The sequence below is a fragment of the Variovorax sp. 350MFTsu5.1 genome, assembly GCF_048302515.1.
GTDB classification, from domain to species: domain Bacteria; phylum Pseudomonadota; class Gammaproteobacteria; order Burkholderiales; family Burkholderiaceae_C; genus Variovorax; species Variovorax guangxiensis.
Map to the genome: position 1 here is coordinate 6,297,698 of NZ_CP157620.1, position 16,165 is coordinate 6,313,862.

Annotated in this window: 18 protein-coding genes; 9 read left to right on the plus strand and 9 right to left on the minus strand. The window is 66.9% G+C overall.

The features are described from left to right. Nucleotides 1–8 precede the first annotated feature (8 nt). The 7 genes from atpG to ABL843_RS28650 all read right to left on the minus strand — a co-directional run bounded on the left by atpG (nucleotide 9) and on the right by ABL843_RS28650 (nucleotide 5,284). A complete protein-coding gene (gene atpG / locus ABL843_RS28620) occupies nucleotides 9–884 on the minus strand; it encodes a F0F1 ATP synthase subunit gamma (RefSeq protein ID WP_126025131.1) in 876 nt (291 codons plus the stop codon). A 33-nt stretch (nucleotides 885–917) separates the two neighbouring features. Beyond that, the gene (gene atpA, locus ABL843_RS28625) at nucleotides 918–2,471 is read right to left on the minus strand and encodes a F0F1 ATP synthase subunit alpha (protein WP_418118187.1); all 1,554 of its coding nucleotides are present in this window, start codon (nucleotides 2,469–2,471) and stop codon (nucleotides 918–920) included. 38 nt (nucleotides 2,472–2,509) lie between these two features. Then, on the minus strand, nucleotides 2,510–3,040 hold the full coding sequence (locus ABL843_RS28630) for a F0F1 ATP synthase subunit delta (protein WP_019657639.1): 531 nt from the start codon (nucleotides 3,038–3,040) through the stop codon (nucleotides 2,510–2,512). 8 nt (nucleotides 3,041–3,048) lie between these two features. Next, nucleotides 3,049–3,519: a F0F1 ATP synthase subunit B gene (locus ABL843_RS28635; RefSeq protein ID WP_019657640.1), complete on the minus strand. Its 471-nt coding sequence runs from the start codon at nucleotides 3,517–3,519 to the stop codon at nucleotides 3,049–3,051. An 81-nt stretch (nucleotides 3,520–3,600) separates the two neighbouring features. Next, a complete protein-coding gene (atpE, locus tag ABL843_RS28640) occupies nucleotides 3,601–3,864 on the minus strand; it encodes a F0F1 ATP synthase subunit C (protein WP_019657641.1) in 264 nt (87 codons plus the stop codon). A 60-nt stretch (nucleotides 3,865–3,924) separates the two neighbouring features. Then, nucleotides 3,925–4,794: a F0F1 ATP synthase subunit A gene (atpB, locus tag ABL843_RS28645; RefSeq protein ID WP_019657642.1), complete on the minus strand. Its 870-nt coding sequence runs from the start codon at nucleotides 4,792–4,794 to the stop codon at nucleotides 3,925–3,927. Nucleotides 4,795–4,798: 4 nt separating this feature from the next. Then, nucleotides 4,799–5,284: an ATP synthase subunit I gene (locus ABL843_RS28650; protein ID WP_126025134.1), complete on the minus strand. Its 486-nt coding sequence runs from the start codon at nucleotides 5,282–5,284 to the stop codon at nucleotides 4,799–4,801. Nucleotides 5,285–5,441: 157 nt separating this feature from the next. On the opposite strand from ABL843_RS28650, the gene ABL843_RS28655 reads away from it, so the two are divergent. From ABL843_RS28655 to ABL843_RS28690, 8 genes are read left to right on the plus strand one after another with little or no spacing between them, the layout of a single operon-like run. Further along, nucleotides 5,442–6,350 (plus strand): D-amino acid aminotransferase, encoded by a 909-nt coding sequence (locus ABL843_RS28655; RefSeq protein WP_418118188.1) that lies wholly within the window; start codon nucleotides 5,442–5,444, stop codon nucleotides 6,348–6,350. Continuing rightward, the gene (locus tag ABL843_RS28660) at nucleotides 6,347–6,658 is read left to right on the plus strand and encodes a YbeD family protein (protein WP_418118189.1); all 312 of its coding nucleotides are present in this window, start codon (nucleotides 6,347–6,349) and stop codon (nucleotides 6,656–6,658) included. Before ABL843_RS28655 ends, ABL843_RS28660 begins: the two co-directional genes overlap by 4 nt. Nucleotides 6,659–6,689: 31 nt before the next feature. After that, on the plus strand, nucleotides 6,690–7,391 hold the full coding sequence (gene lipB, locus ABL843_RS28665; protein WP_418118190.1) for a lipoyl(octanoyl) transferase LipB: 702 nt from the start codon (nucleotides 6,690–6,692) through the stop codon (nucleotides 7,389–7,391). 7 nt (nucleotides 7,392–7,398) lie between these two features. After that, nucleotides 7,399–8,415: a lipoyl synthase gene (gene lipA, locus ABL843_RS28670; RefSeq protein WP_418118191.1), complete on the plus strand. Its 1,017-nt coding sequence runs from the start codon at nucleotides 7,399–7,401 to the stop codon at nucleotides 8,413–8,415. Beyond that, complete coding sequence (locus ABL843_RS28675) at nucleotides 8,412–9,833, plus strand: glycosyltransferase (RefSeq protein ID WP_418118192.1); 1,422 nt, start codon at nucleotides 8,412–8,414, stop codon at nucleotides 9,831–9,833. Before lipA ends, ABL843_RS28675 begins: the two co-directional genes overlap by 4 nt. After that, on the plus strand, nucleotides 9,830–10,606 hold the full coding sequence (locus ABL843_RS28680; RefSeq protein ID WP_418118193.1) for a hypothetical protein: 777 nt from the start codon (nucleotides 9,830–9,832) through the stop codon (nucleotides 10,604–10,606). Before ABL843_RS28675 ends, ABL843_RS28680 begins: the two co-directional genes overlap by 4 nt. Continuing rightward, nucleotides 10,603–11,559: a Gfo/Idh/MocA family protein gene (locus ABL843_RS28685; RefSeq protein ID WP_418118194.1), complete on the plus strand. Its 957-nt coding sequence runs from the start codon at nucleotides 10,603–10,605 to the stop codon at nucleotides 11,557–11,559. The genes ABL843_RS28680 and ABL843_RS28685 overlap by 4 nt, the downstream gene beginning before the upstream one ends. Continuing rightward, nucleotides 11,556–12,686, plus strand: a complete 1,131-nt coding sequence (locus ABL843_RS28690; protein ID WP_418118195.1) for a DegT/DnrJ/EryC1/StrS family aminotransferase — start codon at nucleotides 11,556–11,558, stop codon at nucleotides 12,684–12,686. The genes ABL843_RS28685 and ABL843_RS28690 overlap by 4 nt, the downstream gene beginning before the upstream one ends. 18 nt (nucleotides 12,687–12,704) lie before the next feature. Here ABL843_RS28690 and ABL843_RS28695 read toward each other — a convergent pair whose 3' ends face one another. Then, complete coding sequence (locus ABL843_RS28695) at nucleotides 12,705–13,403, minus strand: response regulator (protein WP_418118196.1); 699 nt, start codon at nucleotides 13,401–13,403, stop codon at nucleotides 12,705–12,707. Nucleotides 13,404–13,422: 19 nt separating this feature from the next. Next, complete coding sequence (baeS, locus tag ABL843_RS28700) at nucleotides 13,423–14,814, minus strand: sensor histidine kinase efflux regulator BaeS (RefSeq protein ID WP_369660578.1); 1,392 nt, start codon at nucleotides 14,812–14,814, stop codon at nucleotides 13,423–13,425. Between the two features lie 137 nt (nucleotides 14,815–14,951). Between baeS and ABL843_RS28705 the strand changes: the two genes are divergently transcribed. Next, nucleotides 14,952–16,160 (plus strand): efflux RND transporter periplasmic adaptor subunit, encoded by a 1,209-nt coding sequence (locus ABL843_RS28705; protein WP_418118198.1) that lies wholly within the window; start codon nucleotides 14,952–14,954, stop codon nucleotides 16,158–16,160. Nucleotides 16,161–16,165: the final 5 nt, after the last annotated feature.

The window sequence follows — 16,165 nt, forward strand, 5'->3', positions numbered from 1 at the left end:
TGCCTCGATCAAACGCCCGCGGCGGCGGCCGCGCCGGACACGATTTCCGACAGTTCCTTCGTGATGCCGGCCTGGCGGGTCTTGTTGTAGACCAGCTTCAGCTCGTTGATCACGTTGCCTGCGTTGTCGGTCGCGGCCTTCATGGCCACCATGCGCGCCGAATGCTCGGACGCCATGTTCTCTGCCACGGCCTGGTACACCAGCGATTCCACGTAGCGCACCAGCAGCTCGTCGATCACGCTCTGCGCATCGGGCTCGTAGATGTAGTCCCACGAGTGATGCGCCGGATCGGCCTGCAGCGTCTCGGCCTTCAGCGGCAGGAGCTGTTCCACCATCGGCTCTTGCTTGATGGTGTTGATGAACTTCGTGTAGCACAGGTACACCGCCGACAGCTTGCCTTCGGCGTAGGCGTCCAGCAGCGTCTTGACCGGCCCGATGAGCTTGTCCAGATGCGGCGTGTCGCCCAGCTGCGTCACATGGGCCACCACGCGGGCGCCGATGCGGTTCAGGAAACCCAGACCCTTGTTGCCGATGGCGACCGACTCCACCACGTTGCCTGCGGACTGCGCTTCGCGCAGCTTGCTGGTGACAGCACGCAGCAGGTTGGTGTTCAGGCCGCCGCACAGGCCCTTGTCGCTGGTCACGATGATGAAGCCGACGCCCTTGGCGTCGTTCGTCTTCATGAAAGCGTGGGTGTACTCCGGGTTCGCCTTGCCGAGGTTGGCTGCGATGTTGCGGATCTTTTCGCTGTAGGGGCGAGCGGCGCGCATGCGATCCTGCGCCTTGCGCATCTTGGAAACCGAGACCATTTCCATGGCCTTGGTGATCTTCTTGGTGTTCTCCACCGATTTGATCTTGCCGCGGATTTCCTTACCAGCTGCCATGAGAGCTCCTTCTTGCGTCGGTCAAGGCGTCGATCAGGCGAACGACTTCTTGAACGAGGTGACGGCGGCCAGCAGTTCGGCTTCCGATTCCTTGTCCAGAGCCTTGGCCTTCTCGATCTTGTCGAGCAGCGCGGCGTGGCTGGACTTCAGGAACTGGTGCAGGCCGTGCTCGAAAGGCAGCACCTGCTTGATTTCGAGGTCGTCCATGAAGCCCTTGTTCACGGCGAACAGCGACGCGCCCATCAGCGAGATCGACAGCGGGCTGTATTGCGGCTGCTTCAGCAGTTCGGTCACGCGGGCACCGCGGTCGAGCTGCTTGCGGGTGGCTTCGTCGAGGTCGGAAGCGAACTGCGCGAACGCAGCCAGCTCACGGTACTGCGCCAGGTCGGTACGGATACCGCCGGACAGGCCCTTGATGATCTTCGTCTGGGCCGACGAACCCACGCGCGACACCGAGATACCGGCGTTGATGGCGGGGCGGATACCTGCGTTGAACAGGTTGGTTTCCAGGAAGATCTGGCCGTCGGTGATCGAGATCACGTTGGTCGGAACGAAGGCGGACACGTCGCCGGCTTGCGTTTCGATGATCGGCAGCGCGGTCAGCGAACCGGTTTTGCCCTTGACTTCACCCTTGGTGAAGGCTTCGACGTAGTCGGCGTTCACGCGGGCTGCGCGCTCGAGCAGACGGCTGTGCAGGTAGAACACGTCGCCGGGGTAGGCTTCGCGGCCCGGGGGACGGCGCAGCAGCAGCGACACCTGGCGATAGGCAACGGCCTGCTTCGACAGGTCGTCATAGACGATCAGCGCGTCTTCGCCGCGGTCGCGGAAGTATTCGCCCATCGTGCAGCCCGAGTAGGCCGCGACGTATTGCATGGCTGCCGATTCCGAAGCGGAGGCCGCGACCACGATCGTGTAGTCCATGGCGCCGGCTTGTTCCAGGGCGCGCACCACGTTCTTGATCGACGAAGCCTTCTGGCCGATCGCGACGTAGACGCAGGTCATGTTCTGACCCTTCTGGTTGATGATCGCGTCGATCGCCACGGCGGTCTTGCCGGTCTGGCGGTCGCCGATGATCAGCTCGCGCTGGCCGCGGCCCACGGGCACCATCGAGTCGATGGACTTCAGGCCGGTCTGCATCGGCTGGTCGACCGACTTGCGGGCGATCACGCCCGGTGCGACCTTCTCGATCACGTCCGTCATCTTGGCGTTGACCGGACCCTTGCCGTCGATCGGCTGGCCCAGGGCGTTCACCACGCGGCCGACGAGCTCGGGGCCCACCGGCACTTCCAGGATGCGGCCCGTGCACTTGACGGTGTCGCCTTCGGAGATGTGCTCGTACTCGCCCAGAATCACGGCGCCGACCGAGTCGCGCTCGAGGTTCAACGCGAGGCCGAACGACGGGACGCCGTCGGCAGTGGCCGGGAACTCCAGCATTTCGCCCTGCATCGCGTCGGACAGGCCGTGGATGCGCACGATGCCGTCGGTCACCGACACCACGGTGCCTTCGTTGCGGATGTTGGCGCTGACCCCGAGGCCCTCGATGCGGCTCTTGATCAGCTCGGAAATTTCTGCGGGATTGAGTTGCATGACTCTTTCCTTCTTTCTTTGTAAGGGGCCGGGAGCCGTCAGGCCACCAGCGCAACTTTCATTTGTTCAAGGCGCGCTTTGACGGAGGTGTCGAGCACCTCGTCGCCGACCACCACACGGATGCCGCCGATCAGTTCAGGCTCTTGGCGAACCGTGACCTGGAGCTTGCGACCGAAACGCTTCTCGAGCGCGGCAGACACGTTGGCCAGTGCAGCGTCCTCGATCGGGAAGGCGCTGTAGACCACTGCGTCGGACGAGCCGCTCTGCGCATTGGCGAGTGCCCGGAACTGCTTCGCAATTTCCGGCAGCACCGAAAAGCGCCCGTTCTCGAGGAGTGCGGACAGGAAGTTCTGGGCAGGAGCGGCCAGCGGTGCACCGAATGCACCGGCGACCACGCCGATCACCTGTTCGGCCGTGGCCTTGGGGTTGTCGGCGAACTGCTGGAGCTCCGGATTGGCCGCGATGGCGGCAATCTTTTCGAGCCAGGCGCTGGTTCCGGCCACGTCGGACGACGATGCCTTGAAGAGCGCCTCGGCGTAGGGGCGTGCGATGGTGGCGAGTTCTGCCATGGCTTCTATCAGAGTTCGGTCTGCAGACGGGCGAGCAAATCGGCGTGAACGCCCGCATTCACTTCCTTGCGCAGAATCTGCTCCGCGCCCTTGACTGCCAGTGCCGCGACCTGCTCGCGCAGGGCTTCACGGGCCTTCAGTGCCTGCTGTTCGGCTTCGGCGCGTGCGGCTGCAACGATCTTGTTGCCTTCCTCGGTCGCGCGGGCCTTGGCCTCTTCAACGATGGCCTGGGCGCGACGTTCGGCGTCGGCAAGACGTTGTGCGGACTCGTTGCGGGCCTGGCCCAGTTCGGCTTCCACGCGCTTGTTGGCGGCGGAAAGCTCGGACTTGGCCTTGTCGGCTGCAGCGAGGCCTTCGGCGATCTTGGCAGCGCGTTCGTCCAGCGCCTTCGCGATCGGCGGCCACACGTACTTCATCGTGAACCCGACCAGGATCAGGAACACGATCATCTGAACGATCAGGGTACCGGTAATGCTCACTTTTCACCCTCTCTATGGGATTGAATCGAAGCCATTCGCTAGCAGGCTAGAGAACGACGACGCAGGTCCGACGAGAAAGACTTACTTCGGCAGGTTGGCGATTTGCGACAGGAACGGGTTGGCCGTTGCGAACCACAGGGCGATACCGGTGCCGATAATGAACGCGGCGTCGATCAGACCGGCCAGCAGGAACATCTTGGTCTGGAGTTCACCCATGAGTTCGGGCTGACGTGCGGCCGACTCGAGGTACTTGCTGCCCATGATGCCGATGCCGATACATGCGCCCACAGCGCCCAGACCGATGATCAGGCCGGCGGCCAGTGCAACAAAGCTAATAACTTCCATGATGACTCCTAGAGGACTTTGGTTGAAGAGAAAAACAAAAACAAGAACGAAAGCGGCTGATCAGTGGTGATCGTGGGCCTGGCCGATGTAGACCAGCGCCAGCATCATGAACACGAAGGCCTGCAACGTGATGATCAGGATGTGGAAGATGGCCCAGGCCGTGCCCGCGATGATGTGGCCGATGGCCAGGCCGATGCCGGTGGCCGAGAGCGACCAGGCACCGCCCATCAGGGCGATCAGCAGGAAGATCAGTTCGCCGGCGTACATGTTGCCGAACAGACGCATGCCGTGCGAGACCGTCTTGGCGACGAACTCGATCAGCTGCATGGCGAAGTTGAAGGGGTACAGCGCCCAGTGGTTGCCGAAGGGCGCGGTGAACAGCTCGTGCACCCAGCCGCCCAGGCCCTTGATCTTGACGTTGTAGTAGAGGCAGACCAGCAGCACGGCGACCGACATGCCCATCGTCACCGAGAGGTCGGCCGTGGGCACGACGCGCAGATAGGCGTGATGCGGATCTTCACCGGCGAGGTGGAAGATCTTGGCCCAGATCGCCGGGAACAAATCGACCGGGAACAGGTCCATTGCGTTCAGCAGGAAGATCCAAACGAAGATCGTGAGCGCCAGCGGGGCCACGAACTTGCGGCTGGTGGCGTTGTGGACGATGCCCTTGGCCTGCTGGTCGACCATTTCGACGAGCAGTTCGACAGCCGCTTGAAAACGGCCGGGAACACCCGAAGTGGCCTTGCGGGCAGCCAGCCAGAGCAGCCAGCAACCCAGGATACCGAGCGTGATCGAGAAGAAGAGAGAGTCGAAGTTGAAAACCGAGAAGTCGGCCACACCTCCGGGCTTGGAGCTTTGCAGGTGCGTCAAGTGGTGAATGATGTATTCACCAGCGGTCTGACCATGTTCCGCAGCGTTTTCAGCAGCCATTCGGTTACTCGTCTCTCAGTTTCCGGCGCCGGGGCGAGAACATCACCGCCAACCAGGCCGCCTTCATTGTCACCACCAGGCCGACCAGCATTGCTGGCCAGCTCAGCGCCGTAATCAGCCTTGGCGCAGCAATCAGCATTGCCACGGACAAGGCCATCTTGACCATTTCCCACAGGAAGAACCCGAACACCGCAGTGCCCGGATTCAGGGAGGAAAACCGGCCGGTCAGCCCGCGCGCGAAGACCGCCGATGGAACAACCACCGCGATCGCGCCATATGCGGCGGACCATCCCAGATTTTGCCTCCCCGTCAGCCCCCAGGCGGCCAGAGCCACCACCAGACCGACAACCAACTGACCCGCGATCACCCGCCACGGGGAGATCGATGGGTTCTTTGCACGCAGTTCACGCGCCTCATCGGCAGTCAACGGCTTGAATTCTGTATCAAGGCCTTCAGTGGCCTCCGAGTCACGACGGGCGATTGTTTTCATTTCGAATGAAGCCCGGATGACGACCCAGAATTTCTACAAAGCCATTGATTATAAGTAAAAACCCAGCCTGTCCCGCCACCCGCGCTGTCGCGCACGCAAAACGGCGCCGCATTCCCTGACGGGAGCCCGACGTGGCGCGCGCAACCATAATTCCGGCATGCACCCTATCACCGACGCCCTGCCCGCCACGCTTTGTTACCTCGATGGCGAATACACCGCGCTGCGCGACGCGAAGATCAGCGTCCTCGATCGCGGCTTCATTTTCGGCGACGGTGTGTACGAATACGTCCCCGTCTACTTCGGCCAGCCCTTCTGCTTCGAGGAGCACATGGCCCGCCTCGACCGCTCGCTTGCCGAGCTGCAGATCGAGAACCCGCTCTCCCTCGCGCAGTGGCGCGAGATCGTGATGCGCCTCGTAGCGCCCGCAGGCGACGCACCGCAGTCGGTGTACTTCCAGGTGACACGTGGCGTAGCCCCGCGCGACCACGCAATGGTGCGCGGCCTGCGCCCTACCGTGTTCGTGATGGTGAACCCGCTGCCACCCATTTCCGACGCGATCCGCGCCAAGGGCGTGGCCTGCGTTACCGCGGCCGACTTCCGCTGGCAGAAGGCGCACATCAAGAGCACCAGCCTGCTGGGTGCCGTGCTCGCTCGGCAGATCAGCGTGGAGGCCGGCGCGGCCGAGACCATCATGTTCCGCGACGACTGGCTCAGCGAGGCCTCGTCGAGCAACGTGTGGATCGTGAAGGACGGCAAGCTGATGGGCCCACCAAAGAACAACCTCGTGCTCACCGGCATCCGCTACGGTCTCTTCGAGCGCATGAGCAAGACGCTCGGCATTCCCTTCGAACTGCGACCCATCTCGCGCGAAGAAGTGTTCGCCGCCGACGAAGTGATCATCTCCTCGGCCAGCAAGGAACTGCTGCCGGTCGCCACGCTCGATGGCAAGCCTATTGGCAATGGCCGCCCCGGCCCCATCTACGAGAGCTTGTACAAGGCCTACCAGGAGGCCAAGGTACACAACGCTCGGAAGCAGCAAGAGCAGAAACACGGAGCCCCGGCATGACCGACAGCAACACCCCCGCCACCGAAACCACCTCGATCCCCGATCCACGCAAGGAATCGCTGATCGAGTACCCCTCGCAGTTTCCGATTAAGGTGATGGGCGCCAAGGTCGATAGCTTCGTGCACGCCGTCACGCAGATCGCCGAGCGCTTCGACCCGACCTTCGACGCCACCACCGTCGAGTTGCGCGACAGCAAGGCCGGCAACTACCTCGGCGTGACCATCACCGTCACGGCCACCAGCCGCGAGCAGCTCGACGACCTGTATCGCGCGCTGTCCTCGCACCCGATGGTCAAGGTCGTGCTCTGATGCCCGGACTCTCGGCGCGGCAGGCCCTGCGATGACCGACACCGCCGCCGCAATCGCCGCCGCCATCGAGCTGCGCCCGCTAGGCCGCGTCGACTACGCCGACACCTTCGCTGCGATGAAGCAGTTCACGCTCGAGCGCACGCCCGACACGCCCGATGCGCTATGGATTTGCGAGCACGACCCGGTCTTCACGCAGGGCATCGCGGGCAGGCAGGACCACATCCTAAACCCCGGTGCGATTCCGGTCGTGCAGACCGACCGTGGCGGCCAGGTCACCTTCCACGGCCCCGGCCAGGTGGTGGCCTACCCGCTGATCGACCTGCGACGCGCGGGGTACTTCGTCAAGGAGTACGTCTACCGCATCGAGGAATCCGTGCTGCGCACGCTGGCCCACTTCGGCGTCACGGGCCACCGCGTGGCGGGCGCTCCAGGCATCTACGTGCGCCTGGACGCCCCGTTCTCCCACGCCGCGCTGACCGGCCCCATGCCCGCGGCCGACCCGTTCCGAGGGCTCGGAAAGATCGCCGCGCTGGGCATCAAGGTGAGCCGCCACGCCACCTATCACGGCGTGGCGCTCAACGTGCGGATGGACCTCGAACCCTTCTCGCGCATCAACCCTTGCGGCTACGCGGGGCTGCAGACGGTCGATCTTTCTACAATCGGCATCCAAACCACATGGGAAGAAGCCGCCACGGTGCTGGGCCAGAAGCTCTGCACCTTCCTGGCGCCTTGACACACCAATGAGCACCACAGAAGTCGTCCCCGCACCCGTAGTGAGAGAGGCCCAGAGCGCCGAAACCTACAACCCCCTGGCCAAGCAGAAAGCGGCGGCCAAGCTGTCGCGCATTCCCGTCAAGGTGGTGCAAAGCGGCGAAGTGCTCAAGAAGCCCGACTGGATCCGCGTCAAGGCCGGCAGCCCCACCACGCGCTTCTACGAGATCAAGCAGATCCTGCGCGAGAGCAACCTGCACACCGTCTGCGAAGAGGCCTCCTGCCCCAACATCGGCGAATGCTTCGGCAAGGGCACGGCCACCTTCATGATCATGGGCGACAAGTGCACGCGCCGCTGCCCGTTCTGCGACGTGGGCCACGGCCGCCCCGACCCGCTCGACAAGGACGAGCCGATCAACCTCGCGAAGACCATCGCCAAGCTGCGCCTGAAGTACGTGGTCATCACCAGCGTGGACCGCGACGACCTGCGCGACGGCGGCAGCCAGCACTTCGTGGATTGCATCCGCAACATCCGCGAGCTCTCGCCCACGACGCAGATCGAGATCCTCGTGCCCGACTTCCGCGGCCGCGACGACCGCGCCCTCGAGATCCTCAAGGCCGCGCCGCCGGACGTGATGAACCACAACCTGGAAACCGCGCCGCGCCTCTACAAGGAAGCGCGCCCCGGCAGCGACTACCAGTTCAGCCTGAACCTGCTGAAGAAGTTCAAGGCGCTGCATCCCAACGTGCCGACCAAGAGCGGCATCATGGTCGGCCTCGGCGAGACCGACGAAGAGATCCTGCAGGTCATGCGCGACATGCGCGCCCACGACATCGACATGCTGACCATCGGCCAGTACCTGTCCCCGTCGGGCTCGCACCTGCCGGTGCGCCGCTACGTGCATCCCGACACTTTCAGGATGTTCGAGGAAGAGGCCTACAAGATGGGCTTCAGCCACGCGGCGGTGGGTGCGATGGTGCGGTCCAGCTATCACGCTGATCAGCAGGCAGGGCACGTTCTGGCCGGCGCGCCGGCGCTCGATTGACCCCTCCGGAGGGCGCCTCCACTCCGGACTCCACGCAGTCCGGCAAGCCCCTGCACATCCTGCTGGCGATGTGCTACCTGCTGCATCGCACGGGCGCAGAGATGTTCACGCGCGACCTGGCGATGTGGCTGCGCCGCCGCGGACACGCCGTCACCGTCTTCGCGACGGCCTTCGGCGACATGGCGAACGAACTGCGCTTCGCATCCATCGCCTGCGTCACCGACCTGGTCGACATCGGCGCGCGGCCGGACGCGATCGTCGGCAACACGCACCAGGAGACGGTGCGCGCACTGATGCACTTCCACGACGTGCCGGTCATCACGATCTGCCACGACCGCAGCGACGACCACGGGCGCCCGGCGCAGTTCGCGCAAGTCGTGCGCCACGTGGCGGTCGACGAGAACTGCGCGGAACGGCTGGTGCATGAGTTCGGCATCGAGCGCGAACGCATCGAGCTGATCCAGAACGGCGTCGACCTTGCACGCTTTCCCAGGCGTGGCGAGCTGCCCTCTCGCCCCCGAACGGCGTTGGTCTTCAGCAACTACGCCTCCCACAACGACCAGCTCGAGGAAATCCGCGCCGCCTGCGTGCAACGCGGGCTGTCGCTGGATGTGATCGGCAGCGGCACGGGCAACCACCTGCCCGATCCGGCCGAGGCACTCGGGCGCTACGACATCGTCTTCGGCAAGGGCCGCTGTGCCACCGAGGCGCTGTGCACGGGCAATGCAGTGATGGTGCTAGACCCGGTCTGGGGCATGGGAGAAATGGTGACCGCGGCGAATGTGGAGCATTCGCGACGCTGGAATTTCGGCCGGGCACTGCTGGTGCGCCCCATCACGCGCGAGAACGTTGGCGCCGAGCTCGACCGCTACGACTCGGAAGACGCGGCCAAGGCCGCCGGCTGGATGCGCTCCACCGGCGGCCTGGACGTCACCCTGGGCGCGCTCGAAGACTGCGTGCGGCGCATGGTGCGGCAGCACCCCGTGATCGAAGTGCCCGCGGGCCAGCGGTCGGACGAAGCCGCGCGCTACGTCGGAGACTGGGTCCGCCGGGGCTATCCGTCGGCGGCGCACCTGAGCATCGCGTCCCTGCACCAACAGGTCGCGTGGATGCAGCAGTCCTTCAACGAACATCAGCAGATGTATCAGGCACGGATCGAACAGCTTCAGGTGGAGGCTGCCCGGCAGCAGGCGGAAGCTGCGAAATGGCAAGCCGAGACGCAGCGGCAGCTCGAACAGTCGCGCGCCGACGCCGATGCACGCGCAGCCGAAGCCCAGCACCAGACCCATCAGGCGCGCGCCGAGCTCGCGCAGCTCCAGGCCCAGTTGCGCGAGGTCTACGCCAGCCGCTCGTGGCGCGTGACCGGCCCGCTGCGCCGTATTTCCACCCTCGTGCAGCCCAACGGGCCCCGCTCATGAAATCGCTTGTGATCGCCGCCCACTCGGGCCACGAGTTGCTGCTGTGGAAATGGCTGCGCAACGAGCGGCCCGACTTCGTGGTGCTGACCAACGGCGCCGGATCGACCGGCGTGCCTCGGCTCGAGCCCACGGTGGACAACCTCTCGAAGGCAGGCGCCAACTGGATTCCCGGCGTGGTGCAGCCGGTGGCCGATGCCGACATCTACCGCTCGCTGCTCGAAGGCGACTCCAGCCTGTTCACGCAATGGGTCGAGGCACTGACCACGCACGTCGTCGAGCAGGGCATCGAATGCCTCGTCGCCGACGAGGCCGAGGACTACAACCCGTCGCACGACCTGTGCCGCCTGCTGGCCAACCAGGTCGCCGCGCACGCGTCGGCACGCGGCCGCGCGGTCGTCTCGTTCGGCTATCCCACCGTGGGGCATCCCAGCCCGCCGGCGCGGATGGCGGCCGAGCGCCACGTCATGGTCGAGCTCGACGAGCGCGAACTGCAGGCCAAGCTCGACGACATGCACGGCTACGCGCGCAGCTTCGGCGGCCAGCTCGAAAAGGAGCTGGCGGGCTTCATCGCCGAGTTCGGCGCCCAGGCCTATGGCCGCGAATGCCTGTTCGCCGCGCAGCCCACGCGCTACGAGCAATCGGAGCCGTCCGCGACCATGCCGGCCTTCGAGATCTTCGGCGAGCAGCGCGTGGCCGAGGGCGTCTACAGGCACGTGATCCGGGGTGCCCATCTGCAGGCAGTGGCAGACCGGCTGCGCGGCGCACCTCGATGAGCTTCACCACGTTTGCCAGCGACGACAGCGCGACCGCTATCGCAGCCGATGCGGCCGCCCCGCTCGCGCTCGACGACGCCACCCTGGCCCATGCGGTAGTCGGCCTGGGCCGCTTCGGCTGCGTGCACGCGCGCAAGCTGCTGGCGCTCGACGGCTTCCGGCTGAGCGCCCTGGTGGATTGCTCGTCGTCGGCCCGCATTGCCGACGAGCTCGCCATGCTGCCGATGATGTCCAGCCTGGACGAACTGCCGCCCGGCATCGAATCGGCCACCATCGCCGCCAGCGACGACGCGCATGCCGGCCTCGCGCTCGCACTGATGCGCCGCGGCTGCCATGTGCTGGTCGAGAAGCCGCTTTGCGTGGACCGGCACGACGGCCCGCTGATGATCCGGACGGCGCTCCAATGCGGCGTGACGCTGGCCACCGGCCACATCGAGCGCTTCAACCCGGTGTTCGATGCCACCGTGCTCGGCCGGCTGCGGCATGCGGCGGCAAGGCACCGCCAGGGCTCGCGCGCCTTCATGCGGTTTCGCCGCTATTCGACCCGCGCCGCAGCGGCCTCCGACAGCGTGCTCGACCTGATGGTGCACGACCTCGACCTGTTCGCCTGGCTGTGCGGCGTTCCCCCGGAGACGCCGATGGAAGTGCTCGAACGGCACATCGGCGAGCAGAACGTGCGGGCGCGCGTGCGGCTGGGCACACTGGTCGCCGACTTCGAGAGCGGATACGGCAGCACGGCGAGCGCCCGGCTGCAGCTGTTCGAGGCCAGCCGGGAACATCTGCTCGACCTTCGCGCCGACGCGCGCTCTTCTTCGCAGGCGAACGGCGACGACGCCCTCGCGCGGCAGTACCAGGGCTTCAGGAATGCCATCCTGGGCCGGCCCAGCCGCATCGCCTCGGGCGCCGATGGCCTCGCGGCGGTGACGCGGGCCTGCCAGGTGCTGCGCGCATGAAGATTCCGCTGTTCCGGCCCGCCACGGCCGATGAAACGGAAGCGGCGCGGCTGTCGCAGGCGCTGGCCGCGGTGCTGCGCAGCGGCGTCTACATCCTGGGGCCGCAGGCCAGGGCCTTCGAGACGCGTCTGTCGGACCTGCTCGACGGCCGCGAGACCGTGGCCGTAGGGTCGGGCTCGGAGGCGCTGCTGCTGGCCTTCAAGAGCCTGGGCGTCGGAAGCGCGGGCGGAGGCGATGCGCTCGACGAAGTGCTGCTGCCCGCCTACACCTTCGTCGCATGCGCCGAGGCGGTGATCGCAGCCGGCGCGCGCCCGGTCTTCGTCGACAGCGCACCCGGCGATTTCCTGCCCGCGCTCGCAGACTTCCGCAACGCCCGCACTCCTCGCACGCGCGCAGTCCTCGCAGTCGGCCTTTTCGGCGACGCGAGCGGCCTGCCCGAGCTGGCCGCCTACTGCCGAAGCGAAGGCCTGCTGCTGATCGAGGACGTGGCGCAATGCCTCGGCGCCCACGCCACCGATGGCGCGCGCACCGGCAGCGCCGGCACCTGGGGCGACGCCGCAGCGATGAGCTTCTATCCCACCAAGACCCTGGCCGCCGCCGGCGACGCCGGCGCGCTGGCCTTCAGGGATCCGGAGCGCGCGCGCAAGGCAAGGCTGTTGCGCAACCACGGCTACGACGACGGCCTGCACCACTGCCTGGGCCACAACAGCCGTATGGACGAATTGCAGGCCTGTCTGCTCAATGCCGCGCTGGACGATTTCGCACGGCACATCGAGCGGCGGCGCGACATCGCCGCGCGCTACCTCGCGGCCTGGGCGGACCTGCCGATGCGCCTGCCACGGGATTCCGCTGGCCATGCGTGGAACTACTTCGTCGTCGGACTCGAAGGTTCGCGCGAACGCGAGGCCTTCGCGGCACGGCTGACAGAGGCCGGCGTCGCAAGCCGCGTCTACTACGAGCAGCCGCTGCACCGCCACGAGGCGTTGCGCCCCTTGCATGGCACCAGCAGCCTGCCGCACAGCGAGAAGCTGGCCGTCTGCTCGATCGCGCTGCCGCTCTACCCGATGCTCGACGACGACGAGGCCAGGTACGTCATCGACACAGTGCGGCGAGCCTTCCGCGCCTGAGTCGACGGCCCCACCGGCTCAGGGCAGATCCAGCCTGTACCCCACCCCATAGATCGACCGTATCAGCTCCTGCCCCTCGCCCACCGCATCGAGCTTGCGGCGCAGGTTCTTGATGTGGCTGTCGACCGCGCGATCGGTCACGGCGCGCTGGTCGGCGTGCACGTGGTCGAGCAGCTTGTCGCGCGAGAGCACGCGGCCGCGCGCGTCGGCCAGGGCCTTCAGCAGGCGGAACTCGATGGGCGTGAGCCCCAGCGGGTTGCCGTGCAGCGAGGCCTTGTAGGCCTGCTCGTCGATCTGCAGCGGCGACGAGGCTCCGCGCGCGGCGTAGCCGCTTCGCCGCAACAGCGCCTTCACGCGCGCCACCACTTCGCGCGGGCTGAAGGGGGTCTTGCAGATGTAGTCGTCGGCGCCGAGCTCCAGGCCCATCAGGCGGTCGGCCTCCTCGACGCGCGCCGTGAGCATGATGACGGGCACATCGCTGAACAGCCGCAGCTCGCGGCACACGCTCATGCCGTCCTGGCCGGGCAGCATGACGTCGAGCAGCACCAGGTCGGGCCGGCGTGCCTTCACCGCCGGCACCGCTTCCAGCCCGTTGGCGAGCCATTGCGAGCTGTAGCCCGAGGCCTGCAGGTAGTCGGCGAGCAGGGCCGCCATGCGCGGCTCGTCCTCGACGATCAGGATGTGCGCGGGGGCGGCCGCGCCGGGAGTGTCGTTCATCTTCCTCGTTCTCCTCTCCTCAAACCTTCGGCAGGCGGATCGCGATCCACACGCCGCCCAGCGGCGAGGCCTTGGCCTCGATGGTGCCGCCGTGCGCCTCCACGATGCTGCGGCAGATGGCCAGGCCCAGCCCCGCGCCGCCGCTGGCGCGGTTGCGCGAGCCCTCTCCGCGGAAAAAGCGTTCGAACAGGCGCGGCAGCAGCGCGGCGTCGATGCCCGGTGCCGAATCCATGAAGTCGATGGCGACCTCGCCGCCTTCTTCCCGTGCCTCGATGCGCAGCACGCCACCCGCGTCGGTGTAACGGCAGCTGTTGAGCACGAGGTTGCTGAAGAGCTGGTGCATGCGCCGCTCGTCGGCGAACACCGAAAGCGGTTGCGCCGGCAGCGCCAGATCCAGCCGCAGGCCCGCCGAGGCGAGCCGCTCGCGGAACGCGTCCACGCACGGCTCCAGCAACTCGCGCACGTCGGCGTCGGCCTTGCGGTACGCGAGTGCGCCCACGTCGGCCATCGACAGGTCGTAGAGGTCGGTCACGAGCTGGTTGAGCATGCCGACCTCGTGCTGCAGCGACCGCACGGCCTGCGCGTCGAGGCGGCGCACGCCGTCTTCCATGGCCTCCAGCTCGCCGTGCAGCACGCCCAGCGGCGTGCGCAGCTCGTGCGACACGTCGGCCATGAACTCGCGGCGCATCTGCTCGTTGCGCTGCAGCGTGTTGGCCAGCGAATTGAAGTCGCGCGCGAGCTGCCCCACCTCGTCCTGCGAGGCCACGGCCACGCGGCTTGCGTAGTCGCCCGCCGCCAGCCGATGCGTGGCCGCGGCCACGCGCTTGACGGGCGCCAGCAGCACCCGCGCGATCCACCACGCGATGCCCGCGGCCAGCAGCACGCAGAGGCTGCCGATGACCCAGCTCGCGCGCAGCTGGTTCTGCTGGAAGCGCTGGTCGCCGGCCTCGCTCACGCTCTGGAAGGGCATCATGACCACCCAGCCCACGGTCTTGCCGTCGACCGCCACGGCACGCTCGACGGCGCCCTTGCCCACTTCCCTGAAGCCGATGATGACGCGCCGGTCGGTGTCGAGCAGCGAAATGCGCAGCACGGCGCCCGTCAGGTCCGACACCAGCGCCGGCGAACGCCCCGGCTCGAAGTGATCGCCCAGCACGGAAGGCGCGGGCCGCATGATCTCGAACCAGGGGCGAGGGTTGTCGCGCAGGAAGTCCCAGTTGCCGTGCTCGCGGTAGGCAGCCACTGCATTGGGCACCACCGCGTCGAGCCGCTCCAAGCCCTGCTCGTTGAGGTAGCCGACGAAGCCGCGCTCGAAGTTCCAGCGCGAGGCCGCGCCCATCGCGACCACTGCCAGCACGGCGGTGGCCAGCACGGCAAGAAAGAGCTTGGTGGTGATGCTGATCTTCTTCATGAAGGCCCACAAGATAAGCCAGATGCCGTCCGCGCGGTGCACTGCGCGCCCATGGCCGCGCAGGCCCGGGGACCTTCAAATTGGCTCCACATTCGCTGAAGACCATGGGTTCCAACCTGATTGGAACCCCTCTGAACATGTCTTCCCGCTTCATCCGCACCGGCCTCGCGTGCGCCCTGGCCGCTGGCCTGCTGGGCGCCATCGCGGGATGCTCCGGCTCATCCGCTTCTTCATCGTCCGCCCCGCCCCAGGGCGCTCCCGCCGCTCAGGTGAGCGTGGTGACGGTGCAGCCCCAGAACCAGCCCGTGACCACCGAACTGTCTGGCCGCACCCGCGCCCGGCTGAGCGCGGAGATCCGCCCGCAGGTCGGCGGCATCGTGCAGCAGCGCCTCTTCGAGGAAGGCGCGCTGGTCAAGGCCGGGCAGGTGCTCTACCAGATCGACCCCGCCACCTACAAGGCCGCCTACGCGAGCGCGCAGGCCAGCGTCGCGAAGGCTGAAGCGACGGTCAACGCCGCGAAGGTCACGGCGCGCCGCAACGCCGAGCTCGCGAAGATCGAGGCCGTCAGCCAGCAGACCAGCGAGGACAGCCAGGCCACGCTGCAGCAGGCCGAGGCCGACCTGGGCGTGGCCCGCGCGGCGCTCGACACGGCGCGCATCAACCTCGGCTTCACGCGCATCACCGCGCCCATCGCCGGACGCATCGAGGCCTCCACGGTCACGCCGGGCGCGCTGGTCACGGCCAGCCAGACCACGGCGCTGACCACGGTGCAGCAGCTCGATCCGATCCACGTCGACGTGACGCAGTCGACCACCGAGCTGCTGCGGCTGCAGCGCGAACTCGCGGCCGGCACGCTCAAGAGCGGCGGCGAGAAAGGCGAAAGAGGCGAAGCCTCGGTGAAGCTGCTGCTGGAAGATGGCACCGCCTACGCCCATGCCGGACGGCTGCAGTTCTCCAGCGTCACGGTGAGCGAAAGCACCGGCGCGGTCACGCTGCGCATCCTGGTGCCCAACCCCGAACGCACGCTGCTGCCCGGCATGTACGTGCGCGCCGTGCTCGAAGAGGGCGTGGCCGAGCAGGCGCTGCTGGTGCCGCAGCAGGGCGTGACGCGCACGGCCAGCGGCGACGCTTCGGCGCTGGTGGTCACGGCCGACAACAAGGTCGAGAAGCGCGCGCTGAAGGTGTCGCGCGCGGTCGGCAACCGCTGGCAGGTGACCGAGGGCCTGAAGGCGGGCGAGCGCGTGATCGTCGAGGGCTCGCTCAGGGTGAAGCCCGGCGACACGGTGAAGCCCGTTGCGGCCGACGCCACCACGGTGGCCGCGGCGGCAACTGCGACGGCGCACTGAGGAGG